A 25029-nucleotide genomic window follows, 5' to 3' on the forward strand; every position below is an offset into this window, starting at 1 on the left:
GTTGCGCGTCGGCGGGTTTTCCGTCCGCGGTTGTGCCTCCACAGGCTGCCAATGCCAGAGCGAGAAGCGAAGAAGAAGAGAGTTTCAGGAAATGCACGTGAATTTCCTCTGCTAGTTTCAATTGCCACCCTGCGATGCGGGCAGATACATGCTGCCTGGCCGTTACTGGGCGAGGGTCGGGTAGAAGATGAGCGTTTGTCGCGCGATGTGGCAGATGGCGTTGCGCTGGCGAAAAGCATCCATGCGGTGTCTCCTTGGGGGCGCCGCTACAACGCCTGGTCGTCGACCTTCACCAGCGTCCAGCACGGTTTCTGCGCGAACTGGTAGACCTGCTGGTCGCCGGTATCGGGAGTGCGCACCAAGACCTGCCGGCCCTCGGCGTTCTGCGTCACCACGACCTCGCGCCCACCCTTGCGGGCCGCGTCCAGGTTCGGGATCACCGGCCATTCGACTTCGGCGAGCGGCACGTTGCGGGTGACTGGCGCCGGCTCCGGCTGCGCGTCCGGATCGATATGGATCATCGTCAACGGATCGGCGGTGGCCTTTTCCTGGACCGCGATGTCGGCGCTGAAGCGCTTGAGGAAGGCATCGAAATCGGCGTCCTGGCAGCGCGGCGCGGCTGCGGCACCTGTGGTCTGCGAGGGCGCGGCCGTGGCCGCAGCCACCGTGGAGCCGGTCGGTTGCGCCTTGCACGCGACCAGGGTCGCTGCCAAGGCGAGGGACGTCAGAATGGGGCGTGCGATAGCCAACGGATCCTCCTGATCGGGTCGGGCGGGGCAATCGCCCTGCGGGCGGCTGAGTTTAGTCGAGCAGGATCATCACGTCGTGAAGCCGCGGCGGGGCATTGCGACGGAATCTACCAGCGCCTAACGCCAGCGCGGTGATCAACCTCTGTCGAGCGCCTTCGCCTCACGGCGGATCACAGGCCTTCCGAAAATACGTCCAGCTTCTGCGGTTCGATCCACCCCTGCGCACAGTCGCCCTCAGGGCGCGCCTTGCCTGCAACGGCGCAGGGCTTTCCCTGCTTGCGCTGTGTCACGAAGTCAACCGGACGCTCGCCATACTGAGTGCAAATGGGCTTTCCCTTACACGCGCCTACGCTGGCAGGGGGAATGGCGACCACGTAGTAGTAGGCCGCCCGTTGACCCGCGTGCGCGGTGGCCAGGATGCAGACGAATTGCCCGTCCGACAGCCTGGCGGCGACCTGCACCTTGCTGCCGGTCACTGGCAAGGCATCCAGAAGTGTCGCGTCGCGTTCGGCCACGCCTGCGAAGTTTCCGTCTGCGCCACAGCCTGGAGACACATCGACATCGTAGAAATCCCCGGCGTCCATATTGCCCGCCACGCAGCTGCTGCCCTTGGCCGCATTTTCACAGCGAAGGTGCAAGGACTCGGCCAGCGCTGCAACGCCGTCATCCTGGCGTGCAGCCTGTGATGCGCTGGGCGCGCGACCGGAAGTGGCTTTGTCCGAAGATGCAGTGCGAGCGGCTGCGTCAGCGACGGGGCTCGCAGTCGTTGAGGCGTCGGCCTGCCTAGAGTTGCAGGCTGCCAGTGTCATGAAAAGCGCAAGGGCGGCAAAAAGCGGGGGCGAACTGGCCAACGGATCCTCCTGATCAGGTCGGACGCACGAGCGCTCGCGCGGATGACCGAGTCTAGTTGGCCAGGATTATCAGCTGGTGAAGCAACAGGCAGAGCGGCGCGTGACCGCAAGGTGGCCGCCTTCCGCGACCACCCGCATGCGCCGGCACACCGGCGCATGGCAGCACCCCACTCAGTCGACCGAAATCCCCGCCAGCCGCTGCAGCGCCTCGGCGTACTTGGCGCGGGTGCGGTCGATCACGTCCTGCGGCAGGCGTGGGCCGGGCGCGGTCTTGCCCCAGTCCAGCGTCTCCAGGTAGTCGCGCACGAACTGCTTGTCGTAGCTCGGCGGGCTTGTCCCGACTTCGTATTCGTCGGCCGGCCAGTAGCGCGAGGAATCCGGGGTCAGCATCTCGTCCATGATGTACAGGCGGCCGTCGGCGTCGGTGCCGAACTCGAACTTGGTGTCGGCCAGCAGGATGCCGCGCTCGGCGGCGAAGTCGGCGGCGAAGCGGTAGATGCGCAGGGTGGCGTCGCGCACGCGCTCGGCCAGTTCGGCGCCCACGGTCTTGACCATGGCGTCGAAGTCGATGTTCTCGTCGTGGTCGCCGACGGCGGCCTTGGTCGAGGGGGTGAAGATCGGTTCGGCCAGCTTCTCGGCCTGGCGCAGGCCGTCGGGCAATTCGATGCCGCTGACCTTGCCGGTGCGCTGGTAGTCCTTCCAGCCGCTGCCGATCAGGTAGCCGCGGGCGATGGCTTCCACCGGCACCGGCTTGAGCTTGCGGGTCACCAGCGCGCGCTTGGCGTACAGGGCCTTGTCCACGCCCTCGGGCAGCACCGCAGCCACGTCGATGCCGGTGAGGTGGTTGGGCATCAGGTGGTCGGTCTTCTTGAACCAGAAGTTGGAGACCTGACACAGCATCTCGCCCTTGCCGGGGATCGGGTCGGGCAGCACCACGTCGAAGGCGGACAGGCGGTCGGTGGCGACCATCAGCAGGTAGTCGCCGGGCGGCGCGTCGGCCGGCAGGCGCTCGCGGGGAATATCGAACACGTCGCGGACTTTGCCGCGGTGGCGCAAGGGCAGGCCGGGCAGATCGGATTGCAACAGCGTGGTGGACACAGGCACTCCTACGGACTTCGCAATGGCGACCGTCCCGGGACCCGGCGGGCCCGCGGCGGACGGCGGGCCGCGTAGTGTACGGCCGGAATGCCCCGCTGTGCCGTAAAATGGCCGGCCCTGACGCCGCGCCCGCCCTCGCCCATGCCCTGGTACGGAAAACTGCTCGGCGCCATCGCCGGGGCCCTGCTGCTGCGGCCCACGCCGGTGCTGGGCGCGCTGATCGGGCTGCTGATCGGGCATGCCTTCGACGCCGACTGGTTCAAGCTGTCCCAGCGCGAGGATCCCTATCGGGAACTGGGCCTGACCCGCGACGCCACCGACGCCGAGATCGAACTGGCCTATCGCCGGCTGATGTCCCAGTACCACCCCGACAAGGTCGCCAGCGCCAGCCCCGAGCTGCGCGCCCGCGCCGAGAAGAAGGCCAGCCAGCTCAACACCGCCTACGACCGTATCCGCACCCTGCGCAAGCGCTGAGATCCCACCATGTCCGACTGCATCATCTCCCCGTCCATCCTGTCCGCCGATTTCGCCCGCCTCGGCGAGGAAGTGGATGCCGTGCTGCGCGCCGGCGCCGACTGGATCCACTTCGACGTGATGGACAACCATTACGTGCCTAACCTGACAATCGGCCCGATGGTCTGCCAGGCGCTGCGCAAGCACGGCGTCACCGCGCCGATCGACGTGCACCTGATGGTCGAGCCGGTGGACCGGCTGATCCCGGATTTCGCCGAGGCCGGCGCCAGCATCATCAGCTTCCACCCCGAGGCCAGCCGCCACGTGCACCGCAGCATCCAGCTGATCAAGTCGCACGGCTGCAAGGCCGGCCTGGTGCTCAATCCGGCCACGCCGGTGGACATCCTGGACTGGGTGCTGGACGACCTGGACCTGGTGCTGGTGATGTCGGTCAACCCGGGTTTCGGCGGCCAGGCCTTCATTCCCTCGGCGCTGGACAAGCTGCGCGCGATCCGCACCCGCATCGACGCCAGCGGCAAGCCGATCCGGCTGGAGATCGACGGCGGGGTCAAGCCGGACAACATCGCCGCGATCGCCGCCGCCGGCGCCGACACCTTCGTCGCCGGCTCGGCCATCTTCAATGCGCCGGACTACGCCGCGGTGATCGCGCAGATGCGCGCCGCGGTGGCGGCGCGCTGAGGTGGCGGCCCTGCACATCCGCCCGGCGGTGGCCGACGACGCGGCGCTGATCCTGCGCCTGATCCGCGACCTGGCGCGCTACGAGCGCGCCGAGGACGCGGTGCAGACCGACGAGGCCGGCCTGCGCGCCAGCCTGTTCGGCGCCGACGCCCGCGCGCAGGCGCTGATCTGCGAGGCCGATGGCCAGCCGATCGGTTACGCGGTGTACTTCTACAACTACTCCACCTGGCTCGGCCGCAACGGCCTGTACCTGGAAGACCTGTACGTGGACCCGGCGCACCGCGGCGTGGGCGCCGGCAAGGCGCTGCTGCAGCATCTGGCGCGGCAGGCGGTGGCCGAGGGCTGCGGCCGCTTCGAATGGTCGGTGCTGGACTGGAACCAGCCGGCGATCGACTTCTACGAAGCGGTCGGCGCCCGCGCGCAGGACGAGTGGACCGTGTACCGGTTGCAGGGCGAGGCGCTGGCCAGATTCGCGGCCGGCTGAGCGGCGGCGCGGGGCGGCCAAAAGAAAAGAACCGCACCGTCGCCGGTGCGGCCCCTGGGAGAGAAATCGGAGGCTGATCCTGCCTCCATCCGTCTTCCTTGCTATGGCCTTCCATGTTCCGGACGCTCGGTGACGTGCGTATGACAACGTGCGCGCCTGGATTCACGCATCGCGCATGCCGTGCCCGTTAGCGTGGGCGCCTCACCCCGGGAAGGTCCGCATGGCTGCAGCGCACTGGCGTCTGATCCTCAACGGCAAGTCGGCCGGCGACGAGGCGTTGCGCGAGGCGGTCATGGCCATGCGTACCCGCGGCGTGGCGCTGCAGGTGCGGGTCACCTGGGAGCAGGGCGATGCCGAACGTTACGTGGCTGAGGCGGTGGCCGATGGCGCGGCCTGCATCGTCGCCGCCGGCGGCGACGGCACTCTGAGCGAGGTCGCCACGACGTTAGCGCATCGCCAGGAATCGGCCGCCGAGCTGCCGGCCTTGGGCCTGGTCGCACTGGGCACGGCCAACGATTTCGCCACCGCGACCGGCATTCCGCTGCCGCCGCTGGAGGCGCTGGAACTGATCGCACGTACCCCGGCGTTGCCGATCGACCTGCTGCGCATCGAGGCCGAGCACGGCTCGCACTGGTGCGCCAACGTCGCCAGCGGCGGCTTCGGCACCCAGGTCACGGTGGAGACCGACGAAGGCCTGAAGAAGATGCTGGGCGGGCTGGCCTACCTGGTCACCGGCATGAGCCGGCTGGGCCGGATCGATCCGATCCGGGCACGCTTCGCGGGGCCGGACTTTTCCTGGGAAGGCGATTTCATCGCGCTCGGCCTGGGCAACGGCCGCCAGGCCGGCGGCGGCCAGGTCCTGTGCCCGGACGCATTGCTCGACGACGGCCTGCTCGATCTGACCCTGGTGCCGGAACTGACCGGCGAGGTCGCCGCGACCCTGGGCACCCTGGTCACCTCAGGCAAGCAGGCGGCGCTGGAGCGGGTGGCGGTGCGCGCGCGCCTGCCGTGGCTGCAGATCGAGGCGGCGCAGCCGCTGACCCTGAACCTGGACGGCGAGCCGGAAACCTCGCGCCACTTCCGCATCGATTGCGTGCCCGGGCGCTTGCGCATGCACCTGCCGCCGGAGTCGCCGTTGCTGCAGCCGCGCAGGCTTTAGCGGCCACGCATTCGTCTGCTCGCGTGCTGCCAGCGTATTGCTCTCCGTAGGAGCGGCTTCAGCCGCGACGGGCATTCCCGGTAACGCCCGTCGCGGCTGAAGCCGCTCCTACGGAGATGTACCCAGGCAATCAACCCCCTGTGGGAGGGACTTCAGTCCCGACGCGACATCCTCGCCGAGCGCCTGCGCATCGCGATCGATCGGTCGCGTCTGCAACCGTTGCCAGTCGCCGCAGTTGCGGTAAAGTAGCCGCCGTGTCCAGCCTGACGACCCCGCTTTCCTTCACTTCCGCTCGCCGTGCGTGGCGATGGTGGCCTGCAGCCGTCGTCCGCCCTGTCACCGAGTCCCGGAAGGAAAGCCGTCTTGATTACCCGCGAGCAGTTCCAGCGCTACGCCGCTGAAGGTCACACCCGCATCCCCGTCGTCCGCGAAGTGCTGTCCGACCTGGACACGCCGCTGTCGGTCTATCTCAAGCTCGCCGACGCCCCGCACACCTACCTATTCGAATCGGTCGAAGGCGGCGAACGCTTCGGGCGCTACTCGATCATCGGCCTGCCGGTGCGCCGCGTGTACACCTTTCGCGGGCACACGCTCGAGGTGCGCGACCATGGCGAACTGATCGAGCGCCGCGAGGTCGCCGATCCCTTCGCCGAGGTCGAGGCGCTGCGCGCGCAACATGTAGTGCCCAAGCTGGCCGGCGTGCCCGGCTTCACCGGCGGCCTGGTCGGCTGGTTCGGCTTCGAATGCATCGGCTACATCGAGCCGCGCCTGGCCGGCGCCGTCGCACGCGACGAGCTGGACACCCCGGACATCCTGCTGATGCTGTCCGAGGAAGTGGCGGTCTTCGACAACCTCAAGGGGCGCCTGTACCTGATCGTGCATGCCGACCCGACCGAGGCCGATGCCTGGGAACGCGCGCAGGCGCGCCTGGATGCGCTCACCACCACGCTGCGCCAGCCCGGTGCCGGCTACCCCGCGCCGCTGGCGCGCGACGTGCTGGACGAAAGCGACTTCGTCTCCGGCTTCACCCGCGAGGGTTTCATTGCCGCGGTGGAGAAATCCAAGGACTACATCCGCGCCGGCGACATCTTCCAGGTGGTGCTGAGCCAGCGCCTGAGCGTGCCGTTCAGCGCGCGCCCGGTGGATGTGTATCGCGCGCTGCGCGCGCTGAATCCGTCGCCGTACATGTATTTCCTCGACGTCGGCGACACCCAGGTGGTCGGCTCATCGCCGGAGATCCTGGTGCGGCTGGAGAACGGCCAGGTCACCGTGCGCCCGATCGCCGGCACCCGCCCGCGCGGCAAGACCCCGGAACAGGACCAGGCGCTGGAAGCGGAACTGCTGGCCGATCCGAAGGAGCGCGCCGAGCACCTGATGCTGATCGACCTCGGCCGCAACGACGCCGGCCGCGTCTCGCAGGCCGGCAGCGTCGCGGTCGGCGAGCGCTTCGTGATCGAACGCTACAGCCACGTCATGCACATCGTCAGCGAAGTCACCGGCACCCTGCTGCCCGGGCTCAGCTACGCCGACGTGCTGCGCGCCACCTTCCCGGCCGGTACCGTCAGCGGCGCGCCGAAGATCCGCGCGCTGGAAGTGATCCGCGAGCTGGAGCCGATCAAGCGCAACGTCTATGCCGGCAGCATCGGCTACCTGGGCTGGCACGGCGACGCCGACACCGCCATCGCCATCCGTACCGCGGTGATCAAGCATGGCCGCCTGCACGTGCAGGCCGGCGCCGGCATCGTCTACGACTCCGACCCGCAGGCCGAATGGGACGAGACGATGAACAAGGGCCGCGCGTTGTTCCGTGCGGTCGCCGAAGCGGCGAAGGGGCTGTGAGCGCCGCCGCGTCGCCGCGGATCGGCTTCCGCAACGACTACAGCGAAGGAGCGCATCCGCGCCTGCTCGCCGCCCTGGCCGCGGCCAGCGTCGAGCAGAACGCCGGCTATGGCCTGGACCGGCACAGCGCGCGCGCCGCGCAACTGATCCGTGCCGAGATCGGGCGTGCCGACGCCGACGTGCACCTGCTGGTCGGCGGCACCCAGACCAACCTCACCGCCATCGCCGCGTTCCTGCGCCCGCACCAGGCGGTGATCGCCGCGGTCTGCGGCCACATCGCCACCCACGAGACCGGTGCGATCGAAGCCACCGGGCACAAGGTGCTCACCGTGGACGCGGCCGACGGCCGGCTCACGCCGGAGCGGATCGCGCCGCTGCTCGCCGAGCACGGTAACGAGCACATGGTGCAGCCGCGTCTGGTCTACGTGTCCAACACCACCGAAGTCGGCACCCTGTACCGCAGGCACGAACTGCAGGCACTGCGCGCGTTCTGCGACGCACACGGCCTGCTGCTGTTCCTGGACGGTGCGCGCATCGGCAGCGCGCTCACCGCCGAGGGCAACGACCTGACGCTGGCCGACGTCGCCGCGCTGACCGATGCGTTCTACATCGGCGGCACCAAGAACGGCGCTTTGCTCGGCGAGGCGCTGGTGATCCTCGATTCGGCCCTTAAAGCGGATTTCCGCTACCTGCTCAAGCAGCGCGGCGCGCTGCTGGCCAAGGGCATGGTGCTGGGTACGCAGTTCGCCGCACTGTTCGAGGACGGGTTGTTCTATCAGCTAGCCGCGCACGCCAACCGCATGGCCGCGCGGCTGCGCGCCGGGCTGGCCGCGGCAGGCGCGCAGTTCGCCTCGGACTCGCCGACCAACCAGCTGTTCGTGATCCTGCCCGCCGCCGCGGTCGAGGCCCTGGCGCAGCGCTACGACTTCGAGCGCTGGCAACTGCTGGACGACGGCCGCTGGGTGATCCGCTTCGTCACCTCGTGGGCCACGCAGGACGCGGCGGTCGATGCGTTGATCGCGGATTTCGCGACGCTGATCCAGTCCGGCACGCAACATGCGACCGGCTGATTTTCCACCAAGGAGAGGACGATGAAACTCAGCAAGATCGGTCCATGGGTTCTTGCCGCCGTGCTGGCGCTGCCGGCGTGCGCTAGCGCACAGGTCAACAGCCTGCCGTCGCAGCCGCATCTGTTGGTGAAGGGCGAAGCCAAGCGCGAGGTGGTGCCGGATCGCTTCGGTTTGACCATCACCCTCAGCGCCGTGGATGCCGACCCGGGTGCGGCGCGCAAGCGCGTGCAGGCCAATGCCGAGAAGGTGCTGGCCGCGTTCGCACAGCGCCATGCGCTGGCCGGCAGCGTGCAGGCCACGACGCTGTCGATCGCGCCCGAGCGTCGCTACCAAGGAGACAAGCAACTGTTCGAAGGCACTCGCGTGCAGCGCACACTGTCGGCCGAGTTCGCCGCGTTGGACGATGTGCGCGCCTTGCTGGGCGCGTTGGCTACCAGCGAGGACGTGCAGGTGTCGGGAATCGCGCCACGCTACAGCGGCGAAGCCGCGCTGCGCGCCGAGCTCAAGCGCCAGGCGGCCGAGCAGACGCGAAGCTCCGCACAGTCCCTGGCCAAGGCCTACGGCGTGCGCCTGGGCGGCCTGTACACCATCTCCGAGGTGGCACCGAATTTCGCTTATGGCATCCAGGCCGGGCAGTGGCCGTCCGAGTCGGTCGCGGTGCAGTTGGTGAGTGCGCCACCGGCGCCGGCAGCTGACCTCTCCACAGCGCGTGCGGCCGATGGCATGGCCGAATCCCTCGAAGCCGGCACCCTCACCCTTTCCGAAAACGTCTATGCGGTCTTCCTGATCGCGCAATGAGTCCTTCGCCATGCTGCTGATGCTGGACAACTACGACAGCTTTACCTACAACCTCGTGCAGTACCTGCAGGCGCTGGGCGCCGAGGTCAAGGTGGTGCGCAACGACACGCTCAGCGTGGACGAGATCGAGCGCCTGGCGCCCGAGCGCATCGTCATCTCGCCGGGGCCGTGCACGCCGAACGAAGCCGGGGTGTCGCTGCCGCTGATCGAGCGACTGGGCCAGCGCATCCCGATCCTGGGCGTATGCCTGGGCCACCAGAGCATCGGCCAGGTCTACGGCGGGCAGGTGGTGCGTGCCGGCACCATCATGCACGGCAAGACCTCGCGCATCCGCCACGAAGGCCGCGGCGTGTTCGCCGGCCTGCCGGACCGCTACGAGGCCACCCGCTACCACTCGCTGGTGGTGGAGAAGACCACGCTGCCCGACTGTCTGGAGGTGACGGCCTGGACCGAACACGACGACGGCACGGTGGAGGAGATCATGGGCCTGCGCCATCGCCAGTTCCCGGTCGAGGGCGTGCAGTTCCATCCCGAGTCCATTCTCACCGAGCATGGCCACGCCTTGCTCAAGAACTTCCTGGAGCGCTGAGCGCGCTGCGCCGACGCCGCCCGCCTTCCGTCATTGCCGGACCCTGCCGATGCACGATCGCACCGAAGCCTTCCATTTCTACGAACCGGCCAATGGCCACGGGCTGCCGCACGATCCGTTCAACGCCATCGTCGGGCCGCGGCCGATCGGCTGGATCGGCTCGCGCAGTGCCGATGGCGTCGCCAACCTGGCGCCCTACAGCTTCTTCAACGCCTTCAACTACGTCCCGCCGATCGTCGGCTTCGCCAGCATCGGCTGGAAGGACAGCGTACGTAACATCGAGGCCACGGGCGAGTTCACCTGGAACCTGGCCACGCGGCCGCTGGCCGAGGCGATGAACGCCAGTTCCGCCGCGGTGGCCCCGGAGGTCGACGAGTTCGCCCTGGCCGGCCTCGTTGCCGCGCCCTCGCGCCTGATCGCCGCGCCACGGGTCGCCGCCAGCCCGGTGAGCTTCGAATGCCGGCTCAGCCAGCTGCTGCCGCTGCAGAGCGCGCGCGGCGAGCCGATCCAGACCTGGCTGGTGCTGGGCGAAGTGATCGGCGTGCACATCGCCGAGCACGCGCTGCAGGACGGGATCTACGACCCGGCCGCGGTCGCCACCCTGCTGCGCGCCGGCGGCCCGGCCGACTACTTCGAGGTGCTGGCGCAAGGGCGCCTGCGCATGCCGCGGCCGACGCAGGCGCGCTGAGCGCATCCGGCGCTGTGCCTCCCACTTCCAGCCCTACGAGCAGATCCTCCCCCATGACCATCACCCCCCAGCAAGCCCTGCAACGCACCATCGAGCATCGCGAGATCTTCCACGACGAGATGGTCGGGCTGATGCGGCAGATCATGCGCGGGGAGGTGTCGCCGATGATGACCGCGGCCATCCTCACCGGGCTGCGGGTCAAGAAGGAGACGGTCGGCGAGATCGCCGGCGCGGCGGTGGTGATGCGCGAGTTCTCGCGCACCGTGCCGGTCGTCGACCGCACCCACATGGTCGACATCGTCGGCACCGGCGGCGACGGCTCGCACACTTTCAACATCTCCACCTGCGCGATGTTCGTCGCCGCGGCCGCCGGCGCCAAGGTCGCCAAGCACGGCAACCGCAGCGTCTCCTCCAAGTCCGGCAGCGCCGACGCGCTGGAGGCGCTGGGCGCGGCGATCGAACTGCAGCCCGAGCAGGTGGCGCAGGCGCTGGACGCCACCGGCATCGGCTTCATGTACGCGCCGGTGCACCACCCGGCGATGAAGGTGGTGGCACCGGTGCGGCGCGAGATGGGCGTGCGCACCATCTTCAACATCCTCGGCCCGCTGACCAATCCGGCCGGCGCGCCGAACATCCTGATGGGCGTGTTCCACCCTGACCTGGTCGGCATCCAGGCGCGCGTGCTGCAGGAACTGGGCGCCGAACGCGCGCTGGTGGTGTGGGGCCGCGACGACATGGACGAACTCTCGCTCGGCGCCGGCACCCTGGTCGGCGAACTGCGCGACGGCCAGGTGCGCGAGTACGAGGTGCACCCGGAGGACTTCGGCATCGCCATGTCGGCCAGCCGCAACCTCAAGGTCGCCGACGCCGCCGAATCGATGGCGATGCTGCGCGCCGTGCTCGACAACGCGCCCGGTCCGGCGCTGGACATCGTCGCCTTCAACGCCGGCGCGGCGCTGTACGTGGCCGGCCTGGCCGAGGACATCGGCGCCGGCATCGCCCTGGCGCGCGCGGCCATCGCCGATGGGCGTGCGCGGGCCAAGCTGGAGGCGTATGTGGCATGTACGCAGGGCCTGGTCGGGGCCCGGGACCCGGGACCCGGGACCCGGTAAGAGCGCAGTTTGCCGATCTGCGGCGATTCGCGTCCGGCCATCCAGTCGTCAGTTGCAACACGTGCATGGCGGCCTAGGCTGTTGCGGGTCCCGGGTCCCGGGTCCCGGGTCCCGATCCCTTCTTTACCCCACATCGCCGATAATCCGGCCATCCCCCAGGATCCCAACCGCATGAGCAGCGACATTCTCCGCACCATCCTCGCGCGCAAGGCCGACGAGATCGCCGCGCGCAGCGCGCGCGTGCCGCTGGCCGAGCTGGCCGCCCGCGCGGAGGCCATGCCGCCCACCCGCGGCTTCGCCCGCGCGCTGCAGGCCGCCATCGCCAACGGCGATCCGGCGGTGATCGCCGAGGTCAAGAAGGCCAGCCCGTCCAAGGGTGTGATCCGGCCCGACTTCCACCCGGCCGACATCGCGGTCAGCTACGAATTCGGCGGCGCCGCCTGTCTGTCGGTGCTGACCGACGAGGACTTCTTCCAGGGCCACGACCGCTATCTGCAGCAGGCGCGCGATGCCTGCACGCTGCCGGTGCTGCGCAAGGATTTCACCATCGATCCGTACCAGGTCTACGAGGCGCGCACGCTCGGCGCCGACTGCATCCTGCTGATCGTGGCGGCGCTGGACGACCTGCAACTGGCCGAGCTGTCGTCGCTGGCGCTGCAACTGGGCATGGACGTGCTGGTGGAAGTGCACGACATCGACGAACTGGAGCGCGCACTGCAGGTGCCGGCGCCGCTGATCGGCATCAACAACCGCAACCTGCGCACCTTCGAGGTGTCGCTGCAGACCACCCTGTCGATGCAGGATGCGGTGCCGCGCGACCGCCTGCTGGTCACCGAAAGCGGCATCCTCGGCCCGGACGACGTGACGCTGATGCGCGGCGCCGGCGTGCATGCGTTCCTGGTCGGCGAGGCGTTCATGCGCGCCGAGGAGCCGGGCGAGGCGCTGCGCCAGCTGTTCTTCGCGGCATGAGCGCGCAGGACCCGAGCGCGTATCCGCTGCCGCGTGCCGATGCGCCGCTGGTGGTGTTCGATTTCGACCACACCCTGTACGACGGCGACTCCGGCAGCCACCTGTTCGCCTGGCTGATCAAGCGCAATCCGCTGCGCCTGGCCGCCGCGGTGCTGGCCACGCCGTTGCTGGGGCCGCTGGTGGCGATGCTGCCGACCCGGCGCACCGGCATCTCCGGCTATGTCTGGATCGCCAGTTTCGGCCTGCGCCGCGCGCGCGAGTTCAACCGCATCATCGACCAGTACGTGCTGCAGCACCAGGCGCAGATCCGCCAGCGGCTGCTGCCGCAGGCGCTGGACGTGTTCGCCCGGCACCGCGCCGCCGGCGACCGCGTGGTGGTCGCCACCGGCGCGCCGCCGGAACTGGCGCGCGCCATCCTCGGCTTCGTCGCGCACCAGGACGTGCCGGTGGTCGGCAGCCTGATCGGCCCGCGCCTGGGCGCGGTCACCGCCACGCGCCACTGCCACAACGAGGAAAAGATGCGCATGCTGCGCGAACTGGGCTACGGCGAGATCGCCATGGCCTATTCCGACAGCACCGCCGATCTGCCGCTGCTGCAGGCCGCGGCCGCGGCGGTGGTGGTCAATCCCAAGCACAGCGCAGTGGCGGTGTTCCGCCGCGTGCTGCCGTCCGGCACGCCGATCCTCAACTGGGGCTGCCGCGACCGCGCCGGCGAGGCCGTCGGCTCCGAGTGAGTCACTGCGCCGCGTCGCATTCGGCGACGCAGCGTCTACGACCGCGCCTCGTCAGCGCCGTTCGTACGGGTGCTGCCTGCGGCGATCAGCCGCCGGACTTGGCGTACGTGCTGTCGCTGCCCACCAGCGCGTGGTGCAGCGGCGCGACCCACTGGCCGCGGTCGATGTCGTAGGCGCCGAAGCTGCCCTCGAACTCCCAGTACGCCCAGGCGAAGTGGCGCTTCTCCGCGGCATTGACCACGGCCACGGTCCAGGCCAGTCGATCGGCTGGCGGTGCCTGCTCGTAGGCGCCGAACTCGCCCAGCAGCACCTGCCGATGGTGCGCCTTCGCCCAGGCCGCGATGCGGTCGAACTCGCCGTACAGCTTGGTGCGGTCGGCCGCGCTGCCCCAGGCCACGCCGGTGTGGTCGCGGATGTCCGCAGGTGCCCACGGCGCGCCCTGGTGGGTGAAGCGGAACGGGTTGTAGTAGTGCACGGTGACCAGCAGGCGCGTGTCGTCGTCGGGCAGGCGCAGGCTGTCGAGCGCGGTGAAGGAATTGCTGTTGCCCGGGCCCACCACCACCGTACGGGTCGGGTTGTCGCGGCGGATGATCTGCAGCGCATCGCGCAGCAGGTCGTTCCACACCGCGCTGGTCATCTGGCCATTGGGCTCGTTGAGGATCTCAAACAGCACCGACGGCGGCGCATGGCGGTAGCGCGGGGCGATCTGGCTCCAGAACGCCAGCAGCTTGGTCCGGCACACCGCCGCATCGGCGGCGCAGGGGTGGAAGTCGTGTTCGTCCAGGATCACGTTCAAGCCTGCCGCGGTGGCCTGGTCGACCACCGTGTCCAGCGTTTTCAGCCAGGTCGGGTCGAGCTGGTTGGCCGCGTCCATGTGCGCGAAGGCCTGCAGGTTGACCCGGACCGTGCGGAAGCCGCCGTCGCGGATCGTGCGGTACAGCGGCGGGCGGAAGCGCGCCTTCGCCGGGTCGGTCCACAGCGGGTCGTAGCCGAGGATGTTGACCCCGCGCCCGAGCCGGGCGAAGGCGTCGTCGGCCTGCGCGCGCGGCGCAGGCAGCGCCAGGCACAGCAAGGCCAGGAAAAGCGGAACGGCACGGCGCATGGCGGTCTCGCGGGGCAGGGGCGGGGCGAGACGCGCGGCCATCGGCGGCAGCGTCCCTGCCGCGATCATCGCGCGGCCCGCCCCGGGAAAAGCGAACGCGGCCTGACCGCCTGCAGCGCAGCCAGCACCGCGTCAGATGCCGCCGACGCCGCTCCTGCGAATCCCCAATCCCGACTCCCGACTCCCGGGCATCAGCCCACCCACCGATACAGCGCGCTCCCCACCTGATACAGGCTGATGCCCAGCACCAGCAGGCCCACCGACACCAGCACCCAGCGCTCGCGCACGCGCTTGACCAGCAGCGCCGCCAGCGGCGCGGCGAGCATGCCGCCCACCAGCAGGCCGAGCACGATGTCCAGGTGCTGCACGCCCATGGTCAGCAGGAAGGTCAGCGAGATCGACAGCGTCACCAGGAACTCGGCGGCGTTGACCGTGCCGATGGTGGTGCGGGCCTGGCCGCCGTGCGCGAGCAGGGTCGAGGTCGCCACCGGCCCCCAGCCGCCACCGCCGCTGGCGTCGAGCAGGCCGGCGACGAAGCCCAGCAGCGGCACCCGCCGCACCTCGCGGCGCGGCAGCGCCCTTCCGGCCGCGCGTAGCAGGATCAGCACCGCCAGCGCGAGCAGGTACAGATAGACGAAGGGGCGGATCAACTCGCCCGGCAACTGCGTCAGCACGTAGGCGCCGGCGACGCCGCCGACCATGCCGGGCAGTGCCAGGCGCAGGAACAGCCGCTTGTCGACGTTGCCCAGGGCCAGGTGCGACAGCCCGGAGGCACCGGTGGTGAACACCTCGGCACTGTGCACGCTGGCGCTCACCACTGCCGGCGGCAGGCCCAGGCTCAGCAGGACCGACGAGGAGACCAGGCCGAAGGCCATGCCCAGCGCGCCGTCCACCAGCTGCGCGGCCAGGCCGACCAGCACGAACCAGTAGAAGGTCTCGCTCAGCAGCATCGCGCCGGGCCTATCGACCCATGGCGGTCAGCGCGCGCCGTACAGCACCACGGTCTTGCCGCGGGCATGCAGGATGCCGTCGACCTGCAGCTTCTTCAGCACGCGGCCGGCCATCTCGCGCGAGCAGCCGACCAGCCGTGCCAGTTCCTGCCGCGACACGCGCAACTGCATGCCCTGCGGGTGGCTCATCGCCTCCGGCTCCTGCGCCAGGTCGTGCAGGGTGCGCACGATGCGGTCGGTGACGTCCAGGAACGCCAGGCGGCTGGCCTTGCGCGAGGTGTCCAGCAGGCGCTTGGACAACTGCACGCCGATCGCGAACAGCACCCGCGGCGCATCGGAGGACAGCGAGCCCAGGAACAGCTGGTGCAGGCGCTCGTAGCTGATCTCGGCCAGCTCGCAGGGCGTGCGGGTGCGCAGGATCACCTCGCGCTGGTCGGACTCGATGAACAGGCCCATCTCGCCGACGAACTCGCCGCTGCCGAAATAGCCCAGCACCAACTCGCGGTCGTCATCTTCCTCGGCGATGATGCTGACCGAGCCGCTGACCACGTAGTACAGGGTGCCGGCCGGATCGCCGGGCCGGAACACGTCCGTCCGCGCCGGATAGCGCCGACGGTGGCTGTGGGCCAGGAAGCGGTCGATGGTGGCGGTGTCCAACGTCAAAGGACTTGGAGCGATGCGCACAGGTGCTGCAGTGGATGTGTTTCCGGGGCTCATGGCGGCTTCGCTACGGCGTAATTCCTGAAGCTTAACGGGACGCGTTCGCGGCGGCAAACTAGAGACGGACGCCACGTTTCGCGACGCGGTCATTTGGCTCATAATTGATTGGCTTTCCCCCCGACCCACTTCCAGAGGATCCACGCCGTGGTCAAGCCGTTGCCTCGTCTGAGGCTGCAAGGTTTCAACAACCTCACCAAGGCGTTGAGCTTCAACATCTACGACGTCTGCTACGCGATCTCCGAAGAGGAGCGCCAGCGCTACATCGAGTACATCGACGAGCAGTACGACGCCGACCGCCTGACCCAGATCCTCACCGATGTGGCCGAGATCATCGGCGCCAACATCCTCAACATCGCGCGCCAGGACTACGATCCGCAGGGCGCCTCGGTGACGATCCTGATCTCCGAAGAGCCGGTCATCGACAAGAAGGCGGCGGGCAAGGAGATCATTTCCGATGCCGTGGTCGCGCACATGGACAAGAGCCACATCACCGTCCATACCTACCCGGAAACCCATCCGCAGCACGGTATCGCCACGTTCCGCGCCGACATCGATGTCGCCACCTGCGGCGTGATTTCGCCGCTGAAGGCCCTCAATTACCTGATCGAGAGCCTGGAATCGGACATCGTGATCATGGACTACCGCGTGCGCGGCTTCACCCGCGACGTGAAGGGCAAGAAGCACTACATCGACCACAAGATCAACTCGATCCAGAACTTCCTGGCCAAGAACGTCAAGTCGCGCTACGAGATGTTCGACGTCAACGTCTATCAGGAGAACATCTTCCACACCAAGATGCACCTGAAGGACTTCGACCTGGACCAGTACCTGTTCGAGGAGAAGGCCAAGAACCTCTCGTTCAAGGAGCGCATGCGCATCGAAGCGCTGCTCAAGCGCGAGATCGAGGAGCTGTTCCACGGGCGCAATCTGTCCGAGTAAGCGACCTCGTACCGGCGGGACGGCCCGCCCGCAGCCTGCGCTGCGACCCCTGCCGACGGCGGCCCGATGTGCAGACATCGGGCCGTTTTCATTTGGATTTGTCTACGGAGAAAGACAATGCCTTGGATCTACCTGTTGCTCGCCGGCCTGTTCGAGATCGGCTTCGCCCTCGGCCTGAAGTACAGCGAAGGCTTCACCCGGCCCTGGCCGACCGTGGCCACCCTGGCCGGTGCCGGCCTGAGCCTGTGGTTGCTGACCCAGGCGCTCAAGCACATCCCGCTGGGCACCGCCTATGCGATCTGGACCGGGATCGGCGCATTGGGCACGGCCACGCTCGGCATCGTCCTGTTCGGCGACAGCGCCTCGCCGGCGCGGCTGGCCTGCATCGGCCTGATCGTGGTCGGGGTGATCGGCCTGAAGCTGGTCGGCCACTGAGCGCGGCCAGCGCTGGGCTCAGGCGACGACGGTGCGGCGCCGGGTCAGCACCCGGCCGATCAGCATCCGGTGCGCGATCACCGCCAGCAGGGCGACGATCGACAGCACGATCATCGCGCGGGTGAACACGCTGCCGAGGTTGCCGGCGTGCTGCAGCTGGTCCAGGCGCCCGAAGCGCGAGGGATCGGCATTGGCGTAGGCGATCTCGACGGTGGCACCGTCCAGCAGCAGCGGCGCGGCTTCGGCACCGCTGGCTTCGAAGGCACCGCTGTGCAGGCGGCCCTTGCTCTCGAACACGTAATGGAAGCGGTAGCGCACCAGCGGCTCGGTCTGCACGCCGAAGGCGCCGTCGGCGATCACCGGCACGGTGGCGACCGAATGGTCGCGCAGGATCGCGCTGGCCTGGCGATAGTCGCCGAGCAGGTGATGCAGCAGGGCGCCGCCGCCGAGCGCGAACAGGGTCGCGAACAGCACGCGCGACAACCAGCGGGTGCGGGGCGAAGGCAGATGGAGGTAGAGCGAAGAGGCGGGCATGGCAATCGGCAGGCGGAGCGCACGCGGGCGTGACTCGGCGGGGGTACATCGGATGACTGCGGCACGGGGGAGATGCTGCGGCGGAAGCGGCGTGCGTCGACGTGGATCAGTCAGCGTTCGTTCACTTTAACCCGATTGGGCCGACAATGCCAGTCGGCCCGGTCGCAGCCCGACCGGCGGGCGGCTACAGCCGATAGGCGACCGCCTTCATCAGCCGCGAGGCGGCGGCCATGACCGTGGGGATCGGCGGCGGCAGGCGCCGCGCCCCGGCCTGTTCGGCATGCTCGGCGTGGCGGGCCTCGTCGGCCTTCATCACCTTCAGCACGTCGCGGCTGCGCAGGTCCGCCGGCGGCAGGGTCTGCAGGTGTTCGTCCAGGTGCGCCTCGACCTGACGCTCGGTCTCGACCACGAAGCCCAGGTTCCAGCCGTCGCCGCGCAGCCCGGCCAGGGTGCCGATCGCGTAGCTGCCGGCGTACCACAGGGGATTGAACAGGCTGGGGCGGCTGTCCAGTTCGCGCAGCCGCGCCGCGCACCAGGCCAGGTGGTCGGTTTCTTCCTGCGCCGCCTCCAGCAGGTGCGCACGCGTGGCCGGATCGCGCGCGACCGCGGCCTGGCCGAAGTACAGGCCCTGCGCGCAGACCTCGCCGACGTGGTTGATGCGCATCAGGCCGGCGGCATGGCGCCGCTCGTCCGGCGCCAGCACCACATCGGCGGTGGCCGCGGCGGGATAGGGGCGCTGCGCCGGCGGGTCGCCGAACACGGTTTCCAGCGCGCGCTGGGCCTCGACCAGGGCGCGATCGAGCGGGGAATGCTGGCGGCTGGCAGTCATGGGGAAAAGCCCGGAAGCGGTGGGGACCCCGATTTTCGCCGCCGGCCGGCGCACTGCCAAGCGCGCCGCCGGTCCTGCCGACTCCGGCAGGGCGGACTTGCGCGCTGCGGCCGGGCCACGTAGAATTCCGCCTCTTGCGTTTTTGCAATTCACAACGCGTGGCAAAGTTCCGGCCGTTCGCTGCAGGAATCCGCCCGACCAACCGAGTCTGATCATGAGCACCTTCACTGCTAAGTCCGAGACCGTCCAGCGCGACTGGTATCTCGTCGACGCCGCCGGCAAAACGCTGGGCCGGCTTTCCACCGAACTGGCCCGCCGCCTGCGCGGCAAGCACAAGCCGGTCTACACCCCGCACGTCGATACCGGCGATTACCTGGTGGTGATCAACGCCGAGAAGATCGTCGTCACCGGCAACAAGCTCAAGGACAAGAAGTACCACCGCTTCACCGGCTACATCGGCAACCTGAAGACCGAGAGCCTGGAGCAGGCGCTGGAGCGCCACCCGGAGCGCGTGATCGAAATCGCCGTCAAGGGCATGCTGCCCAAGGGCCCGCTGGGTCGCGCGATGTACCGCAAGCTCAAGGTCTATTCCGGTGCGGAGCATCCGCACGCCGCTCAGCAGCCGCAGGTTCTGGATATCTAATCATGGCGATTTCGCAAAACTACGGCACTGGCCGCCGCAAGTCCTCCACTGCCCGCGTGTTCCTGCGCAAGGGCACCGGCAACATCTCCGTCAACGGCCGTCCGCTGGACGAGTTCTTCGGCCGCGAGACCGCGCGCATGATCGTGCGCCAGCCGCTGGAGCTGACCAAGAACACCGAGAGCTTCGACATCCTGGTCACCGCCACCGGCGGCGGCACCACCGGCCAGGCCGGTGCGATCCGTCTGGGCATCGCCCGTGCGCTGGTCGAGTACGACGAAACCCTGAAGACCGAGCTGCGCAAGGCCGGCTTCATGACCCGCGACGCCCGCGAAGTCGAGCGTAAGAAGGTCGGTCTGCACAAGGCCCGTCGCGCCACCCAGTTCTCCAAGCGCTGATCCATCGCGCCTGGCGTGGGCTCCTTCGGGAGCCCGCTGGGACCAAGCAAAAGCCCGGCTTCGGCCGGGCTTTTGTCGTTTGGGACTCAGCTCCGTAGTGCTGGCCGGCACTCCATTTGGATGCCGGAGCTGGGCAGTGGCGGCGGCGATGGATCGCTCGCGATTTCATCGCCTAGCGCAAGGTCGGTATTCAACAGGCTTGGCAGGCGATTGCAGTTCGCCTGCAGCTCGAGGCTTTCCTGCGTCAAGTCTGCATCAACCGTCTGGTGAAAAGCCCCCTTGGAGTCCAAGGGGGCGCGCCGACAGGCGCGGGGATGTGGAGGCGGAAGGCCGGGGCCCGCACCTTGCGCAGCAAGGTGTGGGGCGCAGGTGCGTAGCGCCTGCGCGAACCCGCAGCCAAACACACAAAAAAGGCCGATCTTTCGATCGGCCTTTTTTGTGTGTTTGGCTGCCCCGGATGGATTCGAACCACCGAATGCCTGAGTCAGAGTCAGGTGCCTTACCGCTTGGCGACGGGGCAATGTGGACTGCAAGTATCGCACGCCTTGGGCGTACACACCATGGTGGCTATGGGTGGACTCGAACCACCGACCCCAGCATTATGAGTGCTGTGCTCTAACCGGCTGAGCTACATAGCCTTGGTGAACCGCCAATTCTTATAGAGAAGCGCGCGGCTGTCAACGGGTTTCTACGCTGCTTGTGGCCCGGCCGCAGCCATGGCAGAGTCGGAGCCAGTAGATTTTTCAGGAGTCCGCATCGTGATCGATCCGGACGGCTATCGACCGAACGTAGGCATCGTGCTGATGCGGCCGGATGGTCAGGTGTTCTGGGCACGTCGTGTGCGCCGGGACGGCTGGCAGTTCCCGCAGGGCGGCATGAACACCGACGAGACCCCGGTGGAGGCCATGTACCGCGAGTTGCGCGAAGAAACCGGGCTGTTGCCCGAGCACGTGGAAGTGCTCGGCGCCACCCCCGGTTGGCTGCGCTATCGCCTGCCCAGCCGGGCCATCCGCCGCAACGAACGCCAGGTCTGCATCGGCCAGAAGCAGGTCTGGTTCCTGTTGCGGATGCAGTGCGACGAGAGCCAGCTGAACCTGGAACTGACCGAAACGCCGGAGTTCGACCACTGGCGCTGGGTCGATTTCTGGTACCCGGTGGAGCACGTGGTGCTGTTCAAGCGTGGCGTCTACGCACGGGCGTTGCGCCACCTGGCGCCGCTGGCGCAGAGCATCGCCGGTGCCGGCATCCGTGCCATGCCGACCCTGGCCCAGGAGGCCTGGTTGCCGGGCAATACCGCCGGCCACGATCGGCCGCGCAAGCGTCCACGCAAGCGCGGCGGCCCCTGGGCGGCGCGGATTAATAACGATTAACGGGCGGAATTGACAACCATTCTCACTTTGGTTTGAATGGGCGCCAGGCGCAGTCCGCGCCGTCCGCCGCCAAGCCCGCCGTGTACGTCTGCATCTGCAATGGGGTCACCGATCGCCAGATCCGCGAAGCCGCCGAAGCCGGCTGCCGCAGCGTGTCCGAACTGACCATGCGTACCGGTTGCGGTGCCACCTGCGGCTCCTGCCTGGACATGGCCGGCGACCTGCTGCAGCGCGCGCTGAGCCGCGAGCTGCCGTTGCCGGTGCTGGGCGGCCTGGCCCGCGCCGCCTGAGTTCCGTCGACGCGCTACGGCGCATTCGGGATGATCACGATTCGCGTTCCTTCACGCCGCGGCGCGATTCGCTAGAGTCTGCGCTTTCCGGCTTTACGCGAGCGATGCAATGAAGGGCGACAGCAAAGTCATCGAGTTCCTCAACAAGGTCCTCTACAACGAGCTGACCGCGATCAACCAGTACTTCCTGCACGCCAAGATGCTGAAGAACTGGGGCCTGAAGGAACTGGCCGAGCACGAGTACAAGGAATCCATCGACGAGATGAAGCACGCCGACAAGCTGGCGGACCGCATCCTGTTCCTCGAGGGACTTCCCAACTTCCAGGCGCTGGGCAAGCTGCGCATCGGCGAGAACCCCAAGGAAATCCTCGAGTGCGACCTGGCGCTGGAGCAGGAAGGCACCGTCACCCTGCGCGACGGCATCGCCTACGCCGAATCGATCCAGGACTACGTCAGCCGCCAGTTGCTGGCCGACATCCTGGAATCGGAAGAAGAGCACATCGACTGGCTGGAAACCCAGCTCGACCTGATCGAGCGCATCGGCGAGCCGAACTACCTGCTGACCAAGCTCGACGACTGAATCGTCGGCGCATGACGCCGCGGCGCTGGCCTGTGTCCGCGCCGCGCTGGATGCTGTACGCCCCGCACTCCCGGATATGCGTCGGCGTTGTCGTGCGCGTCTAGGAGCGCCTTCAGCCGCGACGCAGTGCTGGCGGAACGTCGCCGCTGATCCTGAAAAGTGGCGCATGCCGCTCCTGCGCGGGTCCATGCGGACGGCATAGCATCGGCATCGCGCGACGTCGCTCTCTACGAGAAAAGCAGCAGGTCGTGCGTCTGCGTCTTCGATGCACTGTGGCCAGGTCTTGCGGGCGATCGTGTCGCCCGCAGTCGTGGCGCAGTGCGATGCCGCGCTACGGCGCGGCGGGTTCGGTGTTGTCGCGGACGCTGGCGCGGTAGCCGCTCAGCGCCAGGCGCGCGCGTGCGAACTCGGCGATCACCAGGGCGACTGCGACCACGGGGCGATCCAGGGTACCGGTGCGCACGCCCGACTCGATGCGCAGTGCCGCTGCCGACAGCGCCAGTGCGCCGAGGTTGGCGGCCGAGGATTTCAGCGTGTGCGCGGCCTCGCGCAGCGCGTCGGGCTCCGCCGTCGCCGCGGCCTGCTCCAGGCGCTGGATCAGCAGCGGTGCATCGGCCAGGAACAGCTCGACGATCTGCGCGACGCTGGCGCTGCCGATGACATCGCGCAGTTCGTCGAGCACGGCGATCTCCAGTACCGGCGCCGGCACGGCGGGGGGCTCGACCACCGCGTCGGCGTCGGTCGCGTCGGTCGGCGCGGACGTCGCCACGGTGGATGCCGATGCCGCATCGGGCTTTGCGGCAACCGGTGCCTGCGCTTCGACCTGTGGAGCGGGCTGCGCCTCCGCGGATGTCTTGGCAAGAGGGATCGTGTCCGGCACCTGGCCGCTCGCGGCGATCTCCGGCGCTGTTTGCGATGCCGCTGCGGCGGCGGGCTCGGGCGCGAACGCCGCGCTGGCCGGCATGGCCACCGGCTGCAGCGGCAGCCAGCGTTGCAGGCAGGCCTCCAGCCGCGTGCGGTCGATCGGCTTGGACAGGTAATCGTCCATGCCGGCATCGAGGCAGCGCTGGCGGTCGCCGGCCATCGCGTTGGCGGTCATCGCCAGGATCGGCAGGCGCGGGCGTCCCGTCTCGGCCTCGCGCTGGCGCCATTGCCGGGTGGCGGCGTAACCGTCCAGTACCGGCATCTGGCAGTCCATCATCACCAGGTCGTAGGGTTGCCGCGCCAACTGCGCCAGTGCGGCGGCGCCGTCCTCGACGCTGTCGGCGTGGTGGCCGAGCGATTCCAGCAGCCGCTTCGCCACCATCAGGTTGACCGGATTGTCCTCGACCAGCAGCAGCCGGTAGCCGCTGCGCGGCGGTGGCGCATCGGTCACGGCGGTCGCCGGGTCTGCGGCGAGCACCGGCGCGGGGGTGTGCACGGCGTCGGTCGCGAAGGCGTCGTGGTAGAACTCGCCAGCGTTGGCGGTGCCGTCGCCCGCGGCTTCATTGGTCAGGCTCGGGGTCGCCGGCGCCAGCGCCAGCATGCTGCGCAGGTCGATGTCGGCGGCCTGCCGCGACAGCAACGCGCCGTGCGCGCGGATCTCCTCGGGAATGTCGACCTCGCCGTACAGCCAGATCAGCCGCGCGGTCTGCGGCGCCGGCAGTCGCGCCACCGCGCGCTGCAGGGCGCGCGCGCTCTGCCGCAGGCCGTCGAGGTCGCCGATCACCAGGTCGTAGGCCGGGCGCACGCCGCTGCCGTTGCCGCGCAGCCGCTCCAGCGCTTCCTGGGTCGAATCGACCTTGCTCACCTGCACGCCCCAGTTCGGCAGGAGCACGCTCAGGCGTTGCTGCAGGCGCTGGTCGGCGCCGACCAGCAACGCATGCAGTCGCGGCAGCCCGCCCGGGCTCTGCGGCAGGTCGCCGATCACCTTCAGCAGCGGAATCTCGAACCAGAACGTGGCGCCCTGGCCCTGCCGCGACACGACGCCGATGCGCCCGCCCATCAGCTCGACGATGCGCTTGCAGATGGTCAGGCCCAGCCCGGTGCCGCCATACAGGCGGGTGGTGGAGGCGTCGGCCTGGGTGAAGGCCTGGAACAGGTGCTCCTGGCGATCGGCGCTGATGCCGATGCCGGTGTCGCGCACCTCGAAGCGCAGCAAGTGCTGCGCCGGAGTCTCGCCGAGCCGGCGCACGCCCAGGTCGATGGCGCCGCGCGCGGTGAACTTGACCGCATTGCCGAGCAGGTTGCTCAGCACCTGGCGCAGGCGCACCGGATCGCCGCGCACCGGCAGGCGCACCGCCGGGTCCAGTTGCAGCGCCATGCGCAGGCCCTTGGCCTCGGCCGCGCGCTGCATCAGCTCCAGCACGCCGTCGAGCAGCTCGCGCAGGTTGAAGGTGGTGATCTCCAGCTCCAGCCGGTTCGCTTCGAGCTTGGAGTAATCGAGGATGTCGTCGACGATGCGCAGCAGTTGCAGCGAGGAGGTGCTGGCCGCGCGCAGCATCTCGCGCTGGTCCAGGCCGAGCGGGCCGCGTCCGATCAGTTCCAGCATCGGGATGATGCCGTTGAGCGGCGTGCGGATCTCGTGGCTCATCGTCGCCAGGAACTCGCCCTTGGCCAGCACCGCCGCTTCAGCCGCCTGGGTGGCCGCCTCTGCGGCCTGCTTGGCCTGCAGCAGCTCCTTTTCCAGCCGCTCGCGCGCGTGCACGTCGTGCTGCAGGGCGTTGCGCTCGGACTCGGCCAGGGCCGCACGCGCCAGCGCCGCATCCAGGCGTTCGATCTGCTGGCGCGCCCAGCAGCCGGCGACGGTGGCCAGGGCCGCGGCGGCGGCCATGCACAGCGGCGCCAGCCAGTGCCACGGCGCCGGCAACGGCAGCGCCAACGGCGGCAGCGCAAGCAAGGTGCCGGCGACGGCGAGCGCCGCGGCGAAGGCCGCCGGCCACGGAACGGGCCGGCGTCTGCGGTCGGACAT

General features: G+C 68.9%; 28 protein-coding genes and 2 tRNA genes. 19 read left to right on the plus strand and 11 right to left on the minus strand.

Going from position 1 to position 25029, the window contains the following annotated elements:
* Positions 1-266: 266 nt before the first annotated feature.
* The 3 genes from FHR66_RS19555 to FHR66_RS19565 all read right to left on the minus strand — a co-directional run bounded on the left by FHR66_RS19555 (position 267) and on the right by FHR66_RS19565 (position 2698).
* Positions 267-749 (minus strand): hypothetical protein, encoded by a 483-nt coding sequence (locus tag FHR66_RS19555; protein ID WP_237475287.1) that lies wholly within the window; start codon positions 747-749, stop codon positions 267-269.
* Between the two features lie 170 nt (positions 750-919).
* Positions 920-1600, minus strand: a complete 681-nt coding sequence (locus FHR66_RS19560; RefSeq protein ID WP_237475288.1) for a hypothetical protein — start codon at positions 1598-1600, stop codon at positions 920-922.
* 171 nt (positions 1601-1771) lie between these two features.
* Positions 1772-2698 carry a phosphoribosylaminoimidazolesuccinocarboxamide synthase gene (locus FHR66_RS19565; protein WP_160966405.1) on the minus strand — a complete coding sequence of 309 codons (927 nt, stop codon included), beginning with the start codon at positions 2696-2698 and terminating at the stop codon, positions 1772-1774.
* A 141-nt stretch (positions 2699-2839) separates the two neighbouring features.
* Between FHR66_RS19565 and FHR66_RS19570 the strand changes: the two genes are divergently transcribed.
* From FHR66_RS19570 to FHR66_RS19625, 12 genes are all read left to right on the plus strand, one after another.
* A complete protein-coding gene (locus FHR66_RS19570; protein WP_010341396.1) occupies positions 2840-3172 on the plus strand; it encodes a J domain-containing protein in 333 nt (110 codons plus the stop codon).
* Between the two features lie 9 nt (positions 3173-3181).
* Complete coding sequence (gene rpe / locus FHR66_RS19575; protein WP_160966407.1) at positions 3182-3850, plus strand: ribulose-phosphate 3-epimerase; 669 nt, start codon at positions 3182-3184, stop codon at positions 3848-3850.
* Position 3851: 1 nt separating this feature from the next.
* The gene (locus FHR66_RS19580) at positions 3852-4334 is read left to right on the plus strand and encodes a GNAT family N-acetyltransferase (RefSeq protein WP_017910180.1); all 483 of its coding nucleotides are present in this window, start codon (positions 3852-3854) and stop codon (positions 4332-4334) included.
* A 220-nt stretch (positions 4335-4554) separates the two neighbouring features.
* Positions 4555-5493, plus strand: a complete 939-nt coding sequence (gene yegS, locus FHR66_RS19585) for a lipid kinase YegS (RefSeq protein ID WP_160966409.1) — start codon at positions 4555-4557, stop codon at positions 5491-5493.
* 363 nt (positions 5494-5856) lie between these two features.
* The gene (gene trpE / locus FHR66_RS19590; RefSeq protein WP_160966411.1) at positions 5857-7332 is read left to right on the plus strand and encodes an anthranilate synthase component I; all 1476 of its coding nucleotides are present in this window, start codon (positions 5857-5859) and stop codon (positions 7330-7332) included.
* A complete protein-coding gene (locus tag FHR66_RS19595) occupies positions 7329-8402 on the plus strand; it encodes an aminotransferase class I/II-fold pyridoxal phosphate-dependent enzyme (RefSeq protein ID WP_160966413.1) in 1074 nt (357 codons plus the stop codon). Before trpE ends, FHR66_RS19595 begins: the two co-directional genes overlap by 4 nt.
* Before the next feature lie 21 nt (positions 8403-8423).
* Positions 8424-9200 (plus strand): SIMPL domain-containing protein, encoded by a 777-nt coding sequence (locus FHR66_RS19600; protein ID WP_160966415.1) that lies wholly within the window; start codon positions 8424-8426, stop codon positions 9198-9200.
* Positions 9201-9210: 10 nt separating this feature from the next.
* On the plus strand, positions 9211-9789 hold the full coding sequence (locus FHR66_RS19605; RefSeq protein ID WP_160966417.1) for an aminodeoxychorismate/anthranilate synthase component II: 579 nt from the start codon (positions 9211-9213) through the stop codon (positions 9787-9789).
* A gap of 49 nt (positions 9790-9838) precedes the next feature.
* The gene (locus FHR66_RS19610; protein WP_160966419.1) at positions 9839-10477 is read left to right on the plus strand and encodes a flavin reductase family protein; all 639 of its coding nucleotides are present in this window, start codon (positions 9839-9841) and stop codon (positions 10475-10477) included.
* Between the two features lie 53 nt (positions 10478-10530).
* Positions 10531-11589, plus strand: a complete 1059-nt coding sequence (trpD, locus tag FHR66_RS19615; protein ID WP_160966421.1) for an anthranilate phosphoribosyltransferase — start codon at positions 10531-10533, stop codon at positions 11587-11589.
* A 171-nt stretch (positions 11590-11760) separates the two neighbouring features.
* The gene (gene trpC / locus FHR66_RS19620; protein ID WP_160966423.1) at positions 11761-12558 is read left to right on the plus strand and encodes an indole-3-glycerol phosphate synthase TrpC; all 798 of its coding nucleotides are present in this window, start codon (positions 11761-11763) and stop codon (positions 12556-12558) included.
* Positions 12555-13292 (plus strand): haloacid dehalogenase-like hydrolase, encoded by a 738-nt coding sequence (locus tag FHR66_RS19625; protein ID WP_160966425.1) that lies wholly within the window; start codon positions 12555-12557, stop codon positions 13290-13292. The genes trpC and FHR66_RS19625 overlap by 4 nt, the downstream gene beginning before the upstream one ends.
* A gap of 85 nt (positions 13293-13377) precedes the next feature.
* On the opposite strand, the gene FHR66_RS19630 is transcribed toward FHR66_RS19625, so the two are convergent.
* From FHR66_RS19630 to crp, 3 genes are all read right to left on the minus strand, one after another.
* A complete protein-coding gene (locus FHR66_RS19630) occupies positions 13378-14394 on the minus strand; it encodes a glycoside hydrolase family 5 protein (RefSeq protein ID WP_167088052.1) in 1017 nt (338 codons plus the stop codon).
* Between the two features lie 191 nt (positions 14395-14585).
* Positions 14586-15344, minus strand: coding sequence for a sulfite exporter TauE/SafE family protein (locus FHR66_RS19635; protein WP_160966429.1), 759 nt, complete (start codon positions 15342-15344; stop codon positions 14586-14588).
* Positions 15345-15371: 27 nt separating this feature from the next.
* Positions 15372-16061, minus strand: coding sequence for a cAMP-activated global transcriptional regulator CRP (crp, locus tag FHR66_RS19640; protein WP_160966431.1), 690 nt, complete (start codon positions 16059-16061; stop codon positions 15372-15374).
* Between the two features lie 147 nt (positions 16062-16208).
* Here crp and speD point away from each other — a divergent pair, with 147 nt between their 5' ends.
* Both speD and FHR66_RS19650 read left to right on the plus strand, forming a co-directional pair.
* Positions 16209-17003 (plus strand): adenosylmethionine decarboxylase, encoded by a 795-nt coding sequence (speD, locus tag FHR66_RS19645; protein ID WP_017910332.1) that lies wholly within the window; start codon positions 16209-16211, stop codon positions 17001-17003.
* Positions 17004-17120: 117 nt separating this feature from the next.
* Positions 17121-17438: a DMT family transporter gene (locus tag FHR66_RS19650; protein ID WP_160966433.1), complete on the plus strand. Its 318-nt coding sequence runs from the start codon at positions 17121-17123 to the stop codon at positions 17436-17438.
* 18 nt (positions 17439-17456) lie between these two features.
* Here FHR66_RS19650 and FHR66_RS19655 read toward each other — a convergent pair whose 3' ends face one another.
* Both FHR66_RS19655 and coq7 read right to left on the minus strand, forming a co-directional pair.
* Positions 17457-17972 carry a hypothetical protein gene (locus FHR66_RS19655; RefSeq protein WP_237475289.1) on the minus strand — a complete coding sequence of 172 codons (516 nt, stop codon included), beginning with the start codon at positions 17970-17972 and terminating at the stop codon, positions 17457-17459.
* Positions 17973-18156: 184 nt separating this feature from the next.
* The gene (gene coq7, locus FHR66_RS19660) at positions 18157-18801 is read right to left on the minus strand and encodes a 2-polyprenyl-3-methyl-6-methoxy-1,4-benzoquinone monooxygenase (RefSeq protein WP_048489304.1); all 645 of its coding nucleotides are present in this window, start codon (positions 18799-18801) and stop codon (positions 18157-18159) included.
* Between the two features lie 214 nt (positions 18802-19015).
* Here coq7 and rplM point away from each other — a divergent pair, with 214 nt between their 5' ends.
* Both rplM and rpsI read left to right on the plus strand, forming a co-directional pair.
* A complete protein-coding gene (gene rplM, locus FHR66_RS19665; RefSeq protein ID WP_010341420.1) occupies positions 19016-19444 on the plus strand; it encodes a 50S ribosomal protein L13 in 429 nt (142 codons plus the stop codon).
* A 2-nt stretch (positions 19445-19446) separates the two neighbouring features.
* The gene (gene rpsI / locus FHR66_RS19670; protein ID WP_010341421.1) at positions 19447-19839 is read left to right on the plus strand and encodes a 30S ribosomal protein S9; all 393 of its coding nucleotides are present in this window, start codon (positions 19447-19449) and stop codon (positions 19837-19839) included.
* Positions 19840-20284: 445 nt separating this feature from the next.
* On the opposite strand, the gene FHR66_RS19675 is transcribed toward rpsI, so the two are convergent.
* Together FHR66_RS19675 and FHR66_RS19680 are read right to left on the minus strand one after the other, a co-directional pair.
* Positions 20285-20359, minus strand: a tRNA-Gln gene (locus FHR66_RS19675).
* A 41-nt stretch (positions 20360-20400) separates the two neighbouring features.
* Positions 20401-20477 (minus strand) — tRNA-Met (locus FHR66_RS19680).
* Between the two features lie 120 nt (positions 20478-20597).
* Between FHR66_RS19680 and FHR66_RS19685 the strand changes: the two genes are divergently transcribed.
* The 3 genes from FHR66_RS19685 (at position 20598) to bfr (ending at position 22079) form a co-directional block, all read left to right on the plus strand.
* Positions 20598-21209: an RNA pyrophosphohydrolase gene (locus FHR66_RS19685; protein ID WP_160966437.1), complete on the plus strand. Its 612-nt coding sequence runs from the start codon at positions 20598-20600 to the stop codon at positions 21207-21209.
* 80 nt (positions 21210-21289) lie between these two features.
* Complete coding sequence (locus FHR66_RS19690) at positions 21290-21499, plus strand: (2Fe-2S)-binding protein (RefSeq protein ID WP_160966559.1); 210 nt, start codon at positions 21290-21292, stop codon at positions 21497-21499.
* A 109-nt stretch (positions 21500-21608) separates the two neighbouring features.
* A complete protein-coding gene (bfr, locus tag FHR66_RS19695; protein ID WP_160966439.1) occupies positions 21609-22079 on the plus strand; it encodes a bacterioferritin in 471 nt (156 codons plus the stop codon).
* 331 nt (positions 22080-22410) lie between these two features.
* Here bfr and FHR66_RS19700 read toward each other — a convergent pair whose 3' ends face one another.
* Positions 22411-25029, minus strand: a complete 2619-nt coding sequence (locus tag FHR66_RS19700) for an ATP-binding protein (protein ID WP_237475290.1) — start codon at positions 25027-25029, stop codon at positions 22411-22413.

It is taken from the genome of Xanthomonas sp. F4 (genome assembly GCF_011761895.1).

Excerpts from the sequence above, each read along its gene's own strand:
- FHR66_RS19570 (WP_010341396.1), top strand. The coding sequence starts at position 2,840 with ATGCCCTGGTACGGAAAACTGCTCGGCGCCATCGCCGGGGCCCTGCTG.
- rpe (WP_160966407.1), top strand. The coding sequence starts at position 3,182 with ATGTCCGACTGCATCATCTCCCCGTCCATCCTGTCCGCCGATTTCGCC.
- yegS (WP_160966409.1), top strand. The coding sequence starts at position 4,555 with ATGGCTGCAGCGCACTGGCGTCTGATCCTCAACGGCAAGTCGGCCGGC.
- FHR66_RS19600 (WP_160966415.1), top strand. The coding sequence starts at position 8,424 with ATGAAACTCAGCAAGATCGGTCCATGGGTTCTTGCCGCCGTGCTGGCG.
- FHR66_RS19605 (WP_160966417.1), top strand. The coding sequence starts at position 9,211 with ATGCTGCTGATGCTGGACAACTACGACAGCTTTACCTACAACCTCGTG.
- FHR66_RS19610 (WP_160966419.1), top strand. The coding sequence starts at position 9,839 with ATGCACGATCGCACCGAAGCCTTCCATTTCTACGAACCGGCCAATGGC.
- trpD (WP_160966421.1), top strand. The coding sequence starts at position 10,531 with ATGACCATCACCCCCCAGCAAGCCCTGCAACGCACCATCGAGCATCGC.
- trpC (WP_160966423.1), top strand. The coding sequence starts at position 11,761 with ATGAGCAGCGACATTCTCCGCACCATCCTCGCGCGCAAGGCCGACGAG.
- FHR66_RS19625 (WP_160966425.1), top strand. The coding sequence starts at position 12,555 with ATGAGCGCGCAGGACCCGAGCGCGTATCCGCTGCCGCGTGCCGATGCG.
- FHR66_RS19630 (WP_167088052.1), bottom strand. The coding sequence starts at position 14,394 with ATGCGCCGTGCCGTTCCGCTTTTCCTGGCCTTGCTGTGCCTGGCGCTG.
- FHR66_RS19635 (WP_160966429.1), bottom strand. The coding sequence starts at position 15,344 with ATGCTGCTGAGCGAGACCTTCTACTGGTTCGTGCTGGTCGGCCTGGCC.
- crp (WP_160966431.1), bottom strand. The coding sequence starts at position 16,061 with ATGAGCCCCGGAAACACATCCACTGCAGCACCTGTGCGCATCGCTCCA.
- FHR66_RS19650 (WP_160966433.1), top strand. The coding sequence starts at position 17,121 with ATGCCTTGGATCTACCTGTTGCTCGCCGGCCTGTTCGAGATCGGCTTC.
- FHR66_RS19655 (WP_237475289.1), bottom strand. The coding sequence starts at position 17,972 with ATGCCCGCCTCTTCGCTCTACCTCCATCTGCCTTCGCCCCGCACCCGC.
- coq7 (WP_048489304.1), bottom strand. The coding sequence starts at position 18,801 with ATGACTGCCAGCCGCCAGCATTCCCCGCTCGATCGCGCCCTGGTCGAG.
- rplM (WP_010341420.1), top strand. The coding sequence starts at position 19,016 with ATGAGCACCTTCACTGCTAAGTCCGAGACCGTCCAGCGCGACTGGTAT.
- rpsI (WP_010341421.1), top strand. The coding sequence starts at position 19,447 with ATGGCGATTTCGCAAAACTACGGCACTGGCCGCCGCAAGTCCTCCACT.
- bfr (WP_160966439.1), top strand. The coding sequence starts at position 21,609 with ATGAAGGGCGACAGCAAAGTCATCGAGTTCCTCAACAAGGTCCTCTAC.
- FHR66_RS19700 (WP_237475290.1), bottom strand. The coding sequence starts at position 25,029 with ATGTCCGACCGCAGACGCCGGCCCGTTCCGTGGCCGGCGGCCTTCGCC.